A 14,649-nucleotide genomic window follows, 5' to 3' on the forward strand; every position below is an offset into this window, starting at 1 on the left:
GGCGGCCGTACCGCCCGGGTCCGTACGGCAGTCCTCAGGGCCGCGGGCGACGCGCTCGTCGAGCACGGCTTCGACGCGCTCGACCTCACCGATGTCGCCCGCCGCGCGCAGGTCGGCAAGACCACCGTCTACCGCCGCTGGGGCACTCCCGGCGCTCTCGCCGCCGACCTGCTGGCCGACATGGCGGAGCAGTCCGTTTCGCGCGCCGACACCGGCGCCCTCGGCTCGGACCTCCGGGCCAACGCCCGCCTGGTCGTCACAACGCTCACCGACCCCCGGCAGGGCCGCCTCTTCACCGCGCTGATCGCCGCTTCACTCTGCAACGAACAAGCCGCCCAAGCACTGCACCGCTTCTACGCGGTCCGTATCGAGGAGTGGGCGGGCTGCGTACGGGACGCCGTCTCCCGCGGCGAGGTCCCGGCGGGCACCGACCCGCACGCGGTCATCGCCGCCGTGTCGGGGCCGCTCTACTACACCCTTCTCAACACCGGCGGCACCCTCGACGAGAGGGCGGCCGACCGCGCCGCCGACGCGGCGACGACCGCGGCACGGGCGGGCGTCTGGGCCGCACGCGCTACGGCGTGACCAGGTCGAATTCCTCCCACGGCCCGATCGCGTCACGGTTGGCGATCAGCGGCTGCGCGCCCGCCCCCTCGGCGGTCACGTACTTGTCGTTGACCGACGCCTTGAGCGAGAAGCTGTGGTCCGCGTTCTGGAGGAGCTGGAACGTTTCCCACGACCCGACCGCGGTGCGGTTGGCGACCAGTGGCGAGGCGCCCGCGTTCTCCGCTGTGACGAGCATCCCGTTCGCGTGCGCGCGCAGGGCGATCCGGCCGCCGCCGAGGTCGAGTTCGTCGAACAGTTCCGACATGCCCACTGTGCCCGCCGAGGCGATCAACGAGGACGCGCCGCCGCTCGGAGCCGTCACGAACTTGCTGTTGGCGTGCGACCGCAGAGCGATCCCGTTCCCGCCGGCCGGTCCGTTGTCGAAGAAGGCGGGATTCACCGCGCCGGCGATGGCCTGCAGCCCCGCCTCGTTCGGGTGGAGATGGTCGCCCGCGTCGTAGGCGGGCAGGTAGCGCGTCGGGTTGGCCGGGTCGTGCGTGGCGGTGTCCTGGTCGATCACACCGTCACATCCGCTGGACGCGCCGCGCACGAACGCGTTGATCTGCGCCCGGGCGTCCTCGCCCGCTTGCGACCAGCCGCCCGAGCCCTGGAAGGGGGTGAGCGTCGAACACAGGAAGGAGATCCCGGCCTGGTGCGCGCGGGAGATCAGTTGCTGCAGGCCGGAGATGAGCTGTGCGCCGCTCGGTCGGTTTCCGGCGCCGAGGTCGTTGATCGGGTCGTCGGAGAAGATCACCCAGCGCACCCCGGGCTGTCCCACGACATCCCGGTCGAAGCGGTTGAGGGCGCTCTGCCCGGCACCGTCGCTGAGCAGTTTGTTGCCGCTGATCCCCTGATTGAGCACGCCGACCGCGCGTCCGCTGTCCGCCAGCCGCCTGGCGAGGTCGTTGGGCCAGCGCCGGTTGGAGTCCTGTGAGGACGCGACACCATCGGTGATCGACGCGCCGAGGGTGACCACCGCACCTTTCGCGGCCGGATTCTGCACGTCCACATTGGTCAGAAAGGCGTAACTTCCGCTGGTCGACGCCACATTGATGCTGCCCGAGGCACTCACATCGCCGTTGGCGACGTAGTTCGTCTGCGTGCCTTGCTGGTGGTACGTCGCCGAGCCGGTCGACTGCGGCAGATAGAAACTGACGGCGACGTCCGACAACGCCGGCACCGCGAAGGCCACGCTGTCACTGACCGCGCTACCGCCGGCCGGCACGGTCACGATGCCCTGACCGCCGAACGTGACCGCCCGGTCGGTGCCGACGTTCACCGACGAACCGGCCGTGCGCTGCGCCATGTGCACGTCCGCGACCGTCAGCGGACCCGACCCGAAGACATTGGATATCCGCAGCCGAGCGGCGCTGCCACCGATGCTCGTGCGCACGATCTGCCGAAGCGTCTGCTGGTTGTACGACGGGCCGCCGCTCTGCGGTGACACCGACCACGTACCGGTGAAGCCGTCGGCGGCCGCCGCCTCGGGAGCGTGGGCGCCGGCCGGTGCGACCGGGGTGACGGCGGTCGCACCGGGCGGCGCCGCCAGGAACAGTCCGGCGGCCAGTGCGGCCACGGACGCCAGCACGGCGACGCCTCGCAGCGGACGCGCATGTCGCTCCACAAGAACCTCCTGTGGGTGGGGGGAATCGGACATGTCCTTCCCCGCGACGAACGCTCCAACACCCCGACACCGTACGGGAGTTCCGATGAATCCACCCATCTGGTGGCGCCAGGCAGGAATTCTCGCCGGCCACAGCCCTTTACATCGGACCTATTCCCCGCACCGGGATCACGGTCACCGCGAGCGGCTCACCGCCCCGCGGACGCCGTCATGTGGCTGGTGTGGTACGAATCGGTCGCGGCCGTCGAAGAGGTCGGGATGACATTCGGCCCAATTCGGCGCGAAGGCCGCGCTGATCCCGTCGACCGCGGGGCCCTGGACCCGTATGTGCGTGTCGCGCCATTCCTTTGGCAGCGGTGGTTCTGCTTCAGCGGGGACAGATACAAGGGCTTGCGGAACCAGGCGACCTGCACCCCAGCCCGGCCTCTCGGCCCCGCCTCGCGGGACACCGGCATTCGTATCCGCATTCCCGGGAAACGGCCGCACAAAAGAGGTTTCAAGCCCGCTCGTGGGCGCAGGCGGCTGTCAATAGAAACGTCGTCGGGCATCAGGAGGAAATCACCGTGGGAATTGTCGCCTGGATCTTGATCGGCCTGCTCGCTGGGGCCATTGCGAAAGCGCTCATGCCCGGAAAGGACCCTGGTGGCATCATCATCACGATGCTCATCGGCATTGCCGGCGGTCTCCTCGGCGGCTGGCTCGGGAAGGTCATTTTCGGTGTCGACTCCATCGACGGTTTCTTCGACCTCTCCACCTGGATAGCGGCGATCGTCGGATCCATGATCCTGCTCGCCCTCTACCGTGCCGTGAGCGGACGCAGGGTCCACGCCTGATACCGCGCGAATGCTCGGCGGCTCGTCGCACGACGGTCGCTGCCCACCCTGGGCAGCGACCGTCAACGCGTGTGCTCCGGCGCCCACGGCGTCCTCAACCGTCGCGGTCCCGTTCTTCCTCCAGGGCGGCGAGGCCGCTCTCCCAGCGTTCGCGCCGCTCCCCCGCGGACTGCTCCCACCACGGCGTCCCGCGTTCCCCGAGCGCGTGTTTGGCCGCGTCCACCCGCCGCCGGGCGGCCTTCTCGGCCGTCTGGTCCTGCCGGCGCCGGGCGGCACCCACGGCCCGTCGGGCAGACATCAGATGGTGCCGGAGCCGCGCGGCGGTATCGGCGGGCACCTCGGGATCGGTGGCACGCCACCGTCGGCCGTCGACGATGATGTAGCGCCCGTCGTCCGTCCGTTCCGGTTCCGGCTTCTTCTTCGGCTTCCCGCTGCTCACGGGCTTGTCCCTGCCCATGGGCGTCACCGGGCGCGGACCGACGTCACGTCGTAACGGGCGGCCGCATTCTTCGCCGGTCCACGGCACGTCAACTGCCGGGCGGGCTCGTGGCCGACGGTCACCTCGACGTCGATGACAGCGGGGTACGGGGGCCTGCCGGTGAGCCGGATGTGCCAGCCTTCGTCACTGCGGACGGACGCGCCGACCGCGTAGTCGTGTCTGCCGGCCGGGCCGAATCGCCGCAGAACGGCGATCAGCGCCGCCTGCTGGGGCGGGGCGAGGTTGGTGTAGCCGCGGAGGTGGTCGGGACGGATCCGGTCGGCCAGGTGGTCCTCGAGCACCGAAAGCGAGGTGTCCGCGTCCAGGCCGCCGTAGTACACGCCGTCGGGGACGACGACAAGATTGGGCGCGAAGCGGTCGCCGCCCACATGCGAACATTCCCACACCAGATCGGGCCAACGCTCGGCGAGAGCGGCGGCGACGGGACGTCCGCGTACCGCGCAGCAGGCGTCGTGGGTGCCGTGGGTACATACCAGTGCCACGGGCGGCAGACCGGATGCTCCGCCGGTGGTGAGTGCCTGCGCCACCTGGGCGAGGTCGGTGTCCAGGCACCAGGTGCCCCACTGCTGGAGCAGCGCTCCCGACGCGTCGTGACGCAGGACCGCCCACCGGCTCTCGGCCCCGGGCCGGCGGCGTCCGGTACGCCGGACCAGGAGGATCCGCGCCCGGGCCCGCTGGGCGGCCGCGTAGACGACGGCTTTCGTCGCGGGATCCAGCGCGAGGCCGTCGAAACCGTTGACGGGCCATCCCTGCCGGTACTCGATCAGGATCCAGACGGTTCCGTACGGCGCGGTTCCGGCGAGCTGGTCATTCCTGATCCTGGCCGCGTCGGCGCAGAAGAAGCGCCCGCCGCCGGTCATTGGTCCGCCGGTACCAGCACACCCGCCCGGAGCAGCCGTTCGGCCAGCGGGACGCCGAGGTCGCCGCCTGTGCAGCGCCGTTCCCCGAGAAGCCGGGACACGGCCGCCACGTCCGCCTCCGGGAAATCGAGCCATCCCACCCTCGTGAACAGCCGCGTTCCCTCCCACCGCGGTTCCAGAGCCTCCCGGAGCCGCAGCGGGGACGCTGCTCCCAGACGCCGCAGCGCGCTCAGCTGTGCGAGCGGGCCGAGGGGGGCGGCCCGCCGCTGGCCGCGACGGGCCAGGTGGTACAGCGGCCGCGGGTCCGCCTGGGTGACGGCCGCCAGCAGGCGGGCGCGGATGTCGTCCAGTTCGGCGTCGAGCTGCCGCGCTCCCAGCGGGAGGCTGCGGCGCGCGGCCGGGTCCTGCTGGAGCGTGGCGAGGGCCGCCCGGGTGAGCTGTTCGGCGAGCGCGTAGCGCGTCCAGGTGTGGACTCCCAGAGTCACGTGGATCGACACCTCGCCCTGGGCCTGTGCGGAGTGCAACCAGCCGCGGGGCAGATACAGCACGTCACCCGGTTCCAGGAGCGCGTCGAGGTGGGGCGGGTTCTCTGACGCCGCCGCGGCGACCGCCCCGCGGTGATCGGTCCAGGGCTGGTCCCGCAGCGGATCGGGCAGTACCGGTTCGTGGACGGTCCACCGTTTGGATCCCTCGATCTGGATCACGAAGACGTCGTGCACGTCGTAGTGGGCGTCGAAGCCGCGATTCTGCGGCGGTGTCACATACGCGTTGGCCTGCACGGGGTGGCCCAGTTCGTCGCCGAGGCCGGTCACCAGGTCCGCGATGGGCTCCCATGTGCGGTGCAGCGCTTGCAGGACGAGCGTGGCTCCGTCGGCGAAGTCGCGCCACAGCGCGGTGTCGTCCAGCTGATCGCCGATGGTGGCTCCGACCCCTGCGGGGGAAGTGAAGGAGGCTTCGGGAAGCGTCTCGCCGTCTTTCGCCACGCGCAGGAACGGCGTCCGCAGACCCCGGCGCGAGACCAGTTCGTCGACCGCCGCCGCGGAGAACAGGTCGGAGAAGTCGCTCGCGCCACGCGTCAGCAAGGCCGTGCGGCTCCATACGTCTCGGGCGAACGCGTCACTGCTCATTCGGATCAGACGGGACTCCAGCGGGCCGGCACGAAAGGCGCCGGCCCGCTGGGTTTCAGGTACTGCGGTCAAGACTGGTCCGCCCCGCCATCGGCGCCACCGTCGTGCACACCCGGCGTACCCGCGGCACCACCATCAGCAGGACCCTCCGCCCCACCGTCGGCGCCACCATCGTGCACACCCGGCGTACCCGCGGCACCACCGTCAGCAGGACCCTCGTTCTCGGGATGCGTCATCATTCCTCCTGATTTCGATTCACGGCTCTGCTTTTCGGATTCTGCTACCGCGCACCAATCGGCGCATGTGGGCAGCTGTCCCGTTGGCGCGGCCGCACCCGTCCGGGGGCGTCAGGCTTTGCGCTGCATGCTGGTACGCGCGCGATTCGCCTGCTCGTCGGCTTTGGGGTCGGTTTCTTCGGCCTTGGCGCGGACGCCTTCCTCGATGCGCTCGCCCAGGGCCTGATCGATGTTCTTCCAGTAGTCGAACGCCCGGCGGAGCACCGGTTCGGTCACACCGTTGAGCAGATGCCCGACGACATTGTCGGCAAGGCGGTCTCGCGCGTCGTCGTCGAGGACATCGCGGACCATTGTTCCCGCCTGGCCCCAATCGTCGTCCTCCGCGTGATCGACGTAGGCGGCACGGGTGATCTCGCCGTCGACGTACCACCCGGAAACCGTCCCGTGATCGCGGGTGTTCGCTGCCGGGCCACCCTTGGAATTGGGCGCGTAGACCGGATCGTGCGTGGTGCGATACGCCATGGCGCCGTCTTTGGAGTAGCTATGCACGGGCACGACCGGGGCGTTCACCGGGAGCTGCTGGTAATTCGCGCCGATCCGGTAGCGGTGCGCGTCCGCGTAGGCGAACAGCCGTCCCAGAAGCATGCGGTCGGGGCTGGGACCGATACCGGGTACGAAATTGTTCGGCTGGAAGGCCGCCTGCTCGATTTCCGCGTGGTTGTCCGTGGGGTTGCGGTCGAGCGTCATGGTCCCGACTTCGATCAGCGGGTAGTCGCTGTGCGGCCACACCTTCGTCAGATCGAACGGGTTGAAGCGGTAGTCGGCCGCGTCCTGGTAGGGCATGACCTGGACGTACAGCGTCCAGCTCGGAAATTCCCCGTCGCGGATGTGTTCGAACAGATCGCGGGTGTGGTAGTCGGTGTCGACGGCGCACATCTGGTCGCCCTCGTCCTGGGTGAAGAACTCAACACCCTGATCGGTCTTGAAGTGATACTTCACCCAGTACCGAACGCCGTCGGTGTTGGTCCACATATAGGTGTGGGAGCTGTAGCCGTTCATGTGCCGCCAGGAGCGCGGGATGCCGCGGTCGCCCATCAGCCACGTGACCTGGTGCGCCGACTCCGGCGAGAGCGTCCAGAAGTCCCACTGCATGTCGTGGTCGCGCAGATTGTTGTCGGCGCGCCGCTTCTGCGACCGTATGAAGTGCTGGAACTTCATCGGGTCCTTCACGAAGAACACCGGCGTGTTGTTGCCGACCATGTCGTAGTTGCCTTCGCTGCTGTAGAACTTCACCGCGAAGCCGCGCGGATCGCGCCATGTGTCCGGGCTGCCCCGCTCACCGGCGACGGTGGAGAACCGGATGACCAGGTCCGTCGTGACGTTCGGCTGGAACAGCGCCGCCTTGGTGAATCTGCTGACGTCATTGGTCACCTCGAACCGGCCGAACGCTCCGCTGCCTTTCGCATGCGGCTGCCGTTCGGGAATGCGCTCCCGGTTGAATTGAGCCATTTGTTCGATCAGGTAGGAGTCTTGGAGGAGGACAGGTCCCCCGGCTCCAGCCGTCAGCGAGTGCTCGTCACTTTCGACCGGCGCGCCCGAATCGCTCGTTGTGGCGTTGGTCTCGTCCGTCATCACTTTCCTTTCCAGACGGCTTCCCGGATGGCGGTACGGTCCGCGGTCGACACCACGCCGGCGCCCGGACCACGTCGGTCCGGAAGCACCGGCTGGACCGGCTCTCCGGACTCACCCGTTCCACGTCCCGCATGACCGTAAAACGGCTCATCAATCCGAAGTCGCCCCGGCACATCACTACAGATTCGGTCGGCTGTCGCGCCCATTTCAACCGTGTTCGATTTTCCCTCTCCCCGTGCTTACCATTCGGGCGCGCTTCTCCGGCAAGCCGGATGCGCGGCCGTCATCCCCCGGAAGCTGTGCGCGCCAGCGACTCACGTCGCCGGTGGCGACATGGCCCTGGTAGTCCTTGACCTGGTCCGGGGTCAGGCCGGAGAGCTTGCCGATCGCCTCGGTGGCGGTGCCCACCACCGCGGATTCGGTCGCCGCGCCCGCCAGGATGCCGGAGGCGGTGCCCACGTCCAGGTCGAACGCCTTCGCGAGCCCGTAGGCGATGCAGATGACCGTGACCATCTCGATCAGGGACAGCACCCCGAAGGTGAGGCCCCTGCGGTTGAAGTTGGCGAAGAACTGCGGACCCGCCATGTAGCCCAGGGCGAAGATGAACAGCGCGAGGAAGACGGTCTTGACGTCGTCTGCCACGGTGATCTTCTGGGTGCCGAGCAGCAGCGACACGATCAGCGTGCCGCAGATGCCGCCCAGAGTGATCGGCCCGACGCGGAGTTTGCCGACGAGGTAGCCGGCGGCCAGGCACAGGAACAAGGCCAGTTCCGGATGGTCGCGGAGAACACCCATCTCACACCCGCCCAACAAAAACGCATGAAAAACTCTTGTCGGACATAAGCGACGAGGTAACGGTGGAGGTGCGCGTCGCCGCACACCTCCGCCTCGCGTTCGCGCGTTTCGGCGCGGTCCTCGGGCCAGCCGATGACCGCCACCGGGCCGTCCCACAGCGCGTACCAGAGATTGCCGGGCAGAGATCGGAATCAGCTTCCAGCCCGCGGAGTTGACCGTCCGCGCCCACGAGGCGGTGATATCGGGCTGCGCGCACTCCCGGTTCCTGCCGCCGCACACGCCAGGACGGGACCCGCCTGGTCGGCGCCGCGTTCGGCGCCGACGGCGGCTACCGTACGCGGCGGACGGTGGCGCGTACCGGTGCCCGTAGCGCGTCGACGGCGATACGGGCGGCCGTACCGATGACGGAGTCGGCGGCCGGGAGCACGTGGGCCGTGTCCGCGGCGCGGGTGAAGACCGCGACCGCGTATCGGCCGCCGTCGGGGTACTCCACGACGCCGACCTCGGCGCGCAGCGTCGGCAACGTACCGGTCTTGCCCGCGAGACCGACGTCGTCGAAGGGGAATCCCGAGGCCAGGCGGTGCGGCCATACCTGGAGTGACATCAGGCGGCGCATGGCCTCACCGTGCTCCGGTGAACACAATTCGTCGTGCCAGAGCGCTCCGAGCAGGCGCGTCAGCTCACGGGGGGTGCTGCGGTTGCTGCGTGCCGGGTCGAGCGCGCGGAGGCGGGAGACGACAGCCGGGTCGGCGAGTGCTCCCGCCCCGGCGGGGCCCGCGTCGTCCCGCATGCCGGCCTGGGCCGCCGCGAAGTTCTCCACCGCCAGGGTGCGTTCGAGACCGAGCAGCCGGGTGGTGCGGTTGACCTCGTCGAGCCCGACGCGTTCGAGCAGCAGGTCGGCGGCGGCATTGTCGCTCACGGCCATCATCAGGTACGCGAGGTCGCGCGCCGACATGCGGACGTCGTCGAGCATGGCCGACAGGCCGGTCGACCCGACGGTACGGCCGGCGGCCCGGCAGTCGATCCGCTCGGTCAGCCTCAACCGGCCCTCGGCGGCGAGGCGATGGGCCGTGAGGAGCACGCAGACCTTGTGGACGCTCGCCGTGCAGACCAATTGGTCGGGCTCGTAGCCGATCTCGGGGAAGGGTGCCTCGCCGCTCGGATCGGGTGGGCCGGCCGCACCGGGCGACGGGCGGAGCGTGCGGGCGTGCAGGACGCCGCTGACTCCGGCGTCGGCGAAGGCGGACCCGAGCCGGTCCTGGATCTCGGTCACAGCCAGAACTCCGCGGTGGGACGGAGATGCGGGGTACGGGCCGGGGTGTCGGGATGTGCCCCGGCCGTGTCGCGCAGCGCGGCGCCGATCGCCTCGACGAAGGAGCCGACAGTGGCGCCGTCGCGGCCGGCCGGCCAGGCCACCGCGTACCGGCGGGCCAGCGGCGCTCCGACCAGCGGTCGCCACACAGGGCCGGCCTGCGGGGCGGCGCCTGCACCATCCGGTCCGCCTCCGCGCTCCGCTGCTTCCCGGTCTGTTCTCGGCGCGAAGGCGACGGCCCTGCCGGAAAGCACGAGTCCGTGGACGAAGCTCTCTCCCTGCCCGTGCCGTACGGCGTCCGGCACATAGCCTTCCCGGGCGCAGGAGTTGAGCAGGCCGTCGTATCGCGCGGGTTCGGCGGCCCGGGGGAAGAGGACCAGGTCGTACCCGGCGAGCGCGCACAGCGGCACCTCGTCGAGCGCGGCGGCGTCCGCATCGGGCGGCAGCAGTACACCCAGCTCGCGCCGCAGCACCGGACCGAGCTCGAGCCCCGATGCCTCGCACGGCAGATGAACCAGCCCGGCGTCGAGCTCGCCCGCCCGCAATCCCGCCAACTGCTCAGCCGTCGCCAGTTCGTGCAGCTCCAGCTCGACGCCCGTGTGCCGGCCCCGGAAACCGGCCAGCAGCGCGGCGACCGTGGGTCCCGCGAGGTCGGGCGGCAGCGCGGCACGCAGCAGGTCGCTGCGCCCGTCCCGGATCCTGCGGGCGCAGGCTTGCAGCGCTTGGGAACGTTCCAGCAGCGCCCTCACCTCCGGCAGGAGCAGCACCCCGGCGTTCGTCAGGCTCACCCGACGGCTCGACCGGTCGAACAGCCTGAGCCCGAATTCGCCCTCCAGCCGCTGAATGCGCTGTGACAACGGTGGCTGAGCCATGCCGAGGCGCGCCGCGGCCCTGCCGAAATGTGACTCTTCGGCAACAGCCACGAAGCACTCGAGATGCCGGATCATGTCCACGAGCAGGAATCATACTCGAACCACTATTGATCATGGACCGATATCCATATTGGACAGGACGGGTGAGCCGCTGATCTGCTCACTGCCATGAGACGCCCTCAGAAGCAGCCGCCGTCGTCGCCGTCCTGGTCCGCTCAGCAGTCCGTCGTGACCTCCGTGCCACCGATCGGACGCCTGCACCGGGCCGCCGCGCCACGCCGCCGCACGGCGGTCAGGACGGCCGCCGCGCTGGCCGTGGTCCTGGCGCTCGCCGCGGGCGGATCGCGATGGGCGGGCATCGGTCCGCTCGCCGGTCACACGTCCACGTCCTCCGACGCGCCAGCCGCGGACCCGGCCGCGGTGGCGCAGGCGCGGGCCTTTCTCGCGGACTGGTCGCGGAACCGCTACGCCGCGGCAGCCGCCCGCACCACCGCCCCCTCCGAGGCCGACCGGATTCTGGACAGTTTCACCTCAGGCCTCGACATCGAGCGGCCGCGCCTGTCCACCGGTCCGGCACAAGCGGGCAAGGACGGCGCCGTCGACGTCCCGTTCACCGCGCACATGCCGGTCAAGGGGCTCGGCACGTGGACATACTCCTCCGAACTGCCACTGCGCCGGGACACGTCAGGCACCTGGACGATCGACTGGGCGCTCTCGGTGGTCCACCCCCACCTGACCACCACGGCCAAGTTCAGCCTCGTCCGAGAGGACGGCCCGGCAGCGCCGAGGGTCAACGACCGTACGGGCAAACCGCTCACCGCCGACGACCACCCGGCGCTGGCACCGGTCCTCGAACGGTTCGCCGCCGCGGACGGCCCGGCAGGCCCGCGCGGCGCCGTCGAACTCGTCGACCGCGTCACTGGCGAGATCAAGGGCACCGAGGTACGTTTTGGCCCGGATCCCTCCGGCGAAGCGGTGGCGACCACGCTCGACGGCTCCTGGCAGTCGGCCGCGGAGAACGCTCTGCGCCACGACGCGGGGGGCAAGAACGCCTCTCTGGTCGTCCTGCGCGTCGACAACGGCGCGATCCTTGCCCTCGCCAACTCCCCCGCCGACGGCTTCAACCGCGCCGTGTCCGGTACGTACGCGCCCGGCTCCACGTGGAAGCTCGTCACCAGCAGTGCCCTGCTGCTCAAGAACGCCGTCACCCCGGCCACCGTCGTCGACTGTCCCCGGTACCTCACCGTGGGCAAGCAGTTCCACAATGTGGAAACCTCCGAATTCCATGGAGCCACCTTCGCCAAGGACTTCGCGGAATCCTGCAACACCGCCTTCATCAGCCTGCGCGACCGGCTCGGCAGCACCGAACTCGGCGACGTCGCCCGTACCTACTTCGGCGTGGGGCAGGACTGGCACATCGGCGTCCCGTCCTACGACGGCTCAGTTCCGGCCCCGAAGGACGAAACCGAGAAAGCCGCTTCGATGATCGGCCAGGCACGTCTCCAGGCGAATCCCCTGATCATGGCCTCCGTCACCGCCACCGCCGCCTCCGGCCACTTCCACCAGCCCCACCTCGTCCCCGGCACCCCCGACACCACCAGCACCCGCCCCCTTCCGGCCCGCATCACCACGGCCCTGCGCTCGATGATGCGCACCACCGTCACCGGCGGAACCGCGCGCCTCCTCGCCGACCTCCCGGGCTCCGTCGGCGCGAAGACCGGCACCGCCGAGGTCTCCGACACCGCTCCCAACAACGGCTGGCTCGTCGTCCACCGCGGCAACATCGCCATCGCCTGTGTCGTCGAGGCCGGCGTGACGGGCGGCGGCTCCGCGGGACCGATCGTCCACGACATCCTCCGGGCCATGCCGGACGATCCGTCCTGACGGCGTGCGCCGGGACGGGAACAGAGACAGGCCGACCGCGGGACATCCGAAGCGGTGCACGCATTGCACGGTCGGCACGACAGCGCCGGCCAACGACACGCACACCCCTGCCCGGCATGCTGACAGTCGAACGAGGAGTCACCATGGCAGGCAGTGGATCAACCGCCGGACGGGTGCTGCGGAGCTGTGAACCCGGATTCGGGCGTGCTCTTGTTCCTCGGAAGGGTCAAGGGAGATCCCAACTCCAAGATCGGCTAGAGCCGTCGCCCCTGCCCGGCGGCCCGACGCAGCGCGTGCCGACTTTCCCCCGCTTCTCAGTGGATGACGTCGAACACGTTCTTCTGCAGGCCGTTGGCGTACGCCTCGTGCTCGACCAGCCTCAGCTTCTGGGTGTCCTTGTCCGTGGCGCTGAACAGCCGCTTGCCCGCCCCGAGCAGGAGCGGGAAGACGAGCAGGTGGTAGCGGTCGATCAACCCAGCGTCCGACAGATGCTGGTTGAGCGCGGCACTGCCGTGGACGATGATCGGGCCGCCCTCGGTCTCCTTCAGCGCGGCGACGTCGTCCAGGGAGCGCAGGATCGTGGTCTCGCCCCAGTCCGCCACCAGATCGTCGTCGGTGAGGGTGGTGGAGACGACGTATTTCGGCATCGCCTTGTAGTCCGCGAACTCCGCCATGCCCGGCCACACCGGGCTGAACGCCTCGTAGCTGGTCCGGCCCATCAGCATCGCCGAAGCCTCCTCCTGCTCGCGGCCCTTGATCTCGAAGGCCTCGGGCAGGAATTCGACGTCCTTGAAGGTCCATCCGGCGTTCCGGTATCCGGGCTCACCGCCGGGGGCCTCCACAACGCCGTCGAGCGAAACGAAGGCCGTGCTGATCAGGGTACGCATCGCGGTTCCTCACTGTCGTGAATCCGGCACTCGGCAGGTCACACCGGTGGACGCGCCGACCGCGCCTGCGGCTGCTGTGCCAACCGTCATCTACGACCGCCGATCGTGCCGGAACTCATCGGCCGTCGCCCGGTCCTCTCACGGGAAACGGGGGAAAGCAGCGGGAGACGGACCCCGATCCGGTCGATCGCCCCTCGGTCCGCCGGGTCCGGACGCCGGAGGCGCTACAGCTGACGCAGTTCGTCAGCCGACCGCTCGGTGGCGTCGACGATGTCGTCCTCGGTGCCTCCTGCGGCCAGCACAGCGGCGCTCTCCGCCTTGACGTCAGCCGCTGCCGCCTCACGGGCTTCCTCGGCGTCGGCCAGGCGCTGAGCGGCAAGTTCAAGTTTCGCGGTGTTCACGCCGCCGAGTATTCCATCTCCGCCCCGACCTGACGCCCACTCACCTGTCCCCCGTTCGGGCGGATCGTCACGTACGCGCCTTGGCTGCGGCAGGAGGGTGCGGCGGGCCTCAGCCGAAGGTGTCGCAGCCGGACACGGTGCCCTTCGTGTAACCGGTGGAGAACCATTGCTGCCGCTGGGCCGAGGAGCCGTGCGTCCAGGTGTCCGGGGAGACACGCCCTTGGTACTGCTTCTGGATGCGGTCGTCACCGACGGCCGCGGCGGCGTCCAGGCCGAGATCGATGTCGCTCCGCGTCAGATCGGTGATGAGCGGTTTTCCGCTCGCCGGGTCGGGCGTGGTCGTGGCGTGATGGGCCCAGACACCGGCGTAGCAGTCGGCCTGGAGCTCCAGTTTCACCGAGCCGCTGTCCCGGCCCTGTCCCGATCCCTTGGAGATGGTGCCGCTGAGGTCCTGGATGTGGTGACCGTATTCGTGCGCGATGACGTACGCCTCGGCGAACGGACCCCCCTTCGCGCCGAACTTGCTGCGGAGGTCGTCGAAGAACCCCAGATCGAGATAGACCTTGTCGTCGGCGGAGCAGTAGAACGGACCGACGTCCGATGTCGCGTTGCCGCAGCCGGTGTTCACGCTGCCGCTGAACAGCCAGGTCGGGGCGGACGTGTAGCGCTTGCCCGCGGCTTCCTCGGTCTGCTTCCAGAACGCCTGGACGCTGTCGACGACTGCCACGATCCGGCAGTCCTCCTTGGTGTTGGCGTCGGCGCCCGTGCGGCATTCCGCCGCCAGATCCGCGGCGCTCGTTCCGGAGCTCTCACCGGTGCGTGACGATGTGGAGGTGTCGGAACCGCTGAGCAGGCCCGGATCGACTCCGAAGACCACTGAGGCAATCACGACGAGGAGTCCGACCACTCCCCCGCCGACGGTCTTCCCGCCGCCGGGGATTCCGCCCGAGCCGCCTCCCCTGTTGTCCTGCACCCCCGAGGTGTCCAGAGCGGCGTCGTCGTCGAACTGCATCGGCAGAGTCTCCCTCGTGCACGCGTTGCTGTTCCGCTGCTTCGCGGCGAACCGGATTCCTCCCGCGCC

13 protein-coding genes and 3 pseudogenes are annotated in these 14,649 nt (G+C 69.7%); 3 read left to right on the plus strand and 13 right to left on the minus strand.

What is annotated here, in order from left to right:
- On the plus strand, positions 1-585 hold a 585-nt coding region (locus tag BM076_RS17945), incomplete at its 5' end, for a TetR/AcrR family transcriptional regulator (RefSeq protein ID WP_093714606.1).
- Here the strand turns inward: BM076_RS17945 and BM076_RS17950 are convergent.
- On the minus strand, positions 575-2,230 hold the full coding sequence (locus BM076_RS17950) for a GDSL-type esterase/lipase family protein (RefSeq protein WP_218160078.1): 1,656 nt from the start codon (positions 2,228-2,230) through the stop codon (positions 575-577). The two genes, BM076_RS17945 and BM076_RS17950, sit on opposite strands and share 11 nt — an antisense overlap.
- Before the next feature lie 186 nt (positions 2,231-2,416).
- Positions 2,417-2,652: pseudogene (locus BM076_RS37540) on the minus strand (cardiolipin synthase B); the annotation flags it as partial.
- A 141-nt stretch (positions 2,653-2,793) separates the two neighbouring features.
- Between BM076_RS37540 and BM076_RS17960 the strand changes: the two are divergent.
- A complete protein-coding gene (locus BM076_RS17960) occupies positions 2,794-3,063 on the plus strand; it encodes a GlsB/YeaQ/YmgE family stress response membrane protein (protein WP_093714608.1) in 270 nt (89 codons plus the stop codon).
- A 94-nt stretch (positions 3,064-3,157) separates the two neighbouring features.
- On the opposite strand, the gene BM076_RS17965 is transcribed toward BM076_RS17960, so the two are convergent.
- From BM076_RS17965 to BM076_RS17995, 8 genes and pseudogenes are all read right to left on the minus strand, one after another.
- A complete protein-coding gene (locus BM076_RS17965; protein WP_245796125.1) occupies positions 3,158-3,502 on the minus strand; it encodes a hypothetical protein in 345 nt (114 codons plus the stop codon).
- Between the two features lie 23 nt (positions 3,503-3,525).
- A complete protein-coding gene (locus BM076_RS17970; RefSeq protein ID WP_093714610.1) occupies positions 3,526-4,422 on the minus strand; it encodes a sucrase ferredoxin in 897 nt (298 codons plus the stop codon).
- On the minus strand, positions 4,419-5,621 hold the full coding sequence (locus tag BM076_RS17975) for a cupin domain-containing protein (RefSeq protein WP_245796126.1): 1,203 nt from the start codon (positions 5,619-5,621) through the stop codon (positions 4,419-4,421). The genes BM076_RS17970 and BM076_RS17975 overlap by 4 nt, the downstream gene beginning before the upstream one ends.
- 275 nt (positions 5,622-5,896) lie before the next feature.
- Complete coding sequence (locus tag BM076_RS17980; protein ID WP_093714612.1) at positions 5,897-7,417, minus strand: catalase; 1,521 nt, start codon at positions 7,415-7,417, stop codon at positions 5,897-5,899.
- 324 nt (positions 7,418-7,741) lie between these two features.
- Positions 7,742-8,212 (minus strand): annotated as a pseudogene (locus tag BM076_RS17985) (aspartate-alanine antiporter-like transporter); the annotation flags it as partial.
- Positions 8,213-8,395: 183 nt separating this feature from the next.
- Positions 8,396-8,485, minus strand: a pseudogene (locus tag BM076_RS37545) (glycoside hydrolase domain-containing protein); the annotation flags it as partial.
- A gap of 55 nt (positions 8,486-8,540) precedes the next feature.
- A complete protein-coding gene (locus BM076_RS17990; protein ID WP_407640678.1) occupies positions 8,541-9,491 on the minus strand; it encodes a serine hydrolase in 951 nt (316 codons plus the stop codon).
- Complete coding sequence (locus tag BM076_RS17995) at positions 9,482-10,477, minus strand: LysR family transcriptional regulator (protein ID WP_245796127.1); 996 nt, start codon at positions 10,475-10,477, stop codon at positions 9,482-9,484. Before BM076_RS17995 ends, BM076_RS17990 begins: the two co-directional genes overlap by 10 nt.
- 87 nt (positions 10,478-10,564) lie before the next feature.
- Here BM076_RS17995 and BM076_RS18000 point away from each other — a divergent pair, with 87 nt between their 5' ends.
- Entirely contained in the window at positions 10,565-12,280 is a 1,716-nt protein-coding gene (locus BM076_RS18000; protein ID WP_093714614.1) for a penicillin-binding transpeptidase domain-containing protein, read from the plus strand.
- 314 nt (positions 12,281-12,594) lie between these two features.
- On the opposite strand, the gene BM076_RS18005 is transcribed toward BM076_RS18000, so the two are convergent.
- The 3 genes from BM076_RS18005 to ypfJ form a co-directional block, all read right to left on the minus strand.
- On the minus strand, positions 12,595-13,167 hold the full coding sequence (locus tag BM076_RS18005) for a dihydrofolate reductase family protein (protein WP_093714615.1): 573 nt from the start codon (positions 13,165-13,167) through the stop codon (positions 12,595-12,597).
- 224 nt (positions 13,168-13,391) lie between these two features.
- The gene (locus BM076_RS36670; protein WP_177246494.1) at positions 13,392-13,568 is read right to left on the minus strand and encodes a hypothetical protein; all 177 of its coding nucleotides are present in this window, start codon (positions 13,566-13,568) and stop codon (positions 13,392-13,394) included.
- A gap of 109 nt (positions 13,569-13,677) precedes the next feature.
- Positions 13,678-14,580 (minus strand): KPN_02809 family neutral zinc metallopeptidase, encoded by a 903-nt coding sequence (ypfJ, locus tag BM076_RS18010; protein ID WP_093714616.1) that lies wholly within the window; start codon positions 14,578-14,580, stop codon positions 13,678-13,680.
- Positions 14,581-14,649: the final 69 nt, after the last annotated feature.

The sequence above is a fragment of the Actinacidiphila alni genome (genome assembly GCF_900112845.1).
Classification (GTDB): Bacteria; Actinomycetota; Actinomycetes; order Streptomycetales; family Streptomycetaceae; genus Actinacidiphila; species Actinacidiphila alni.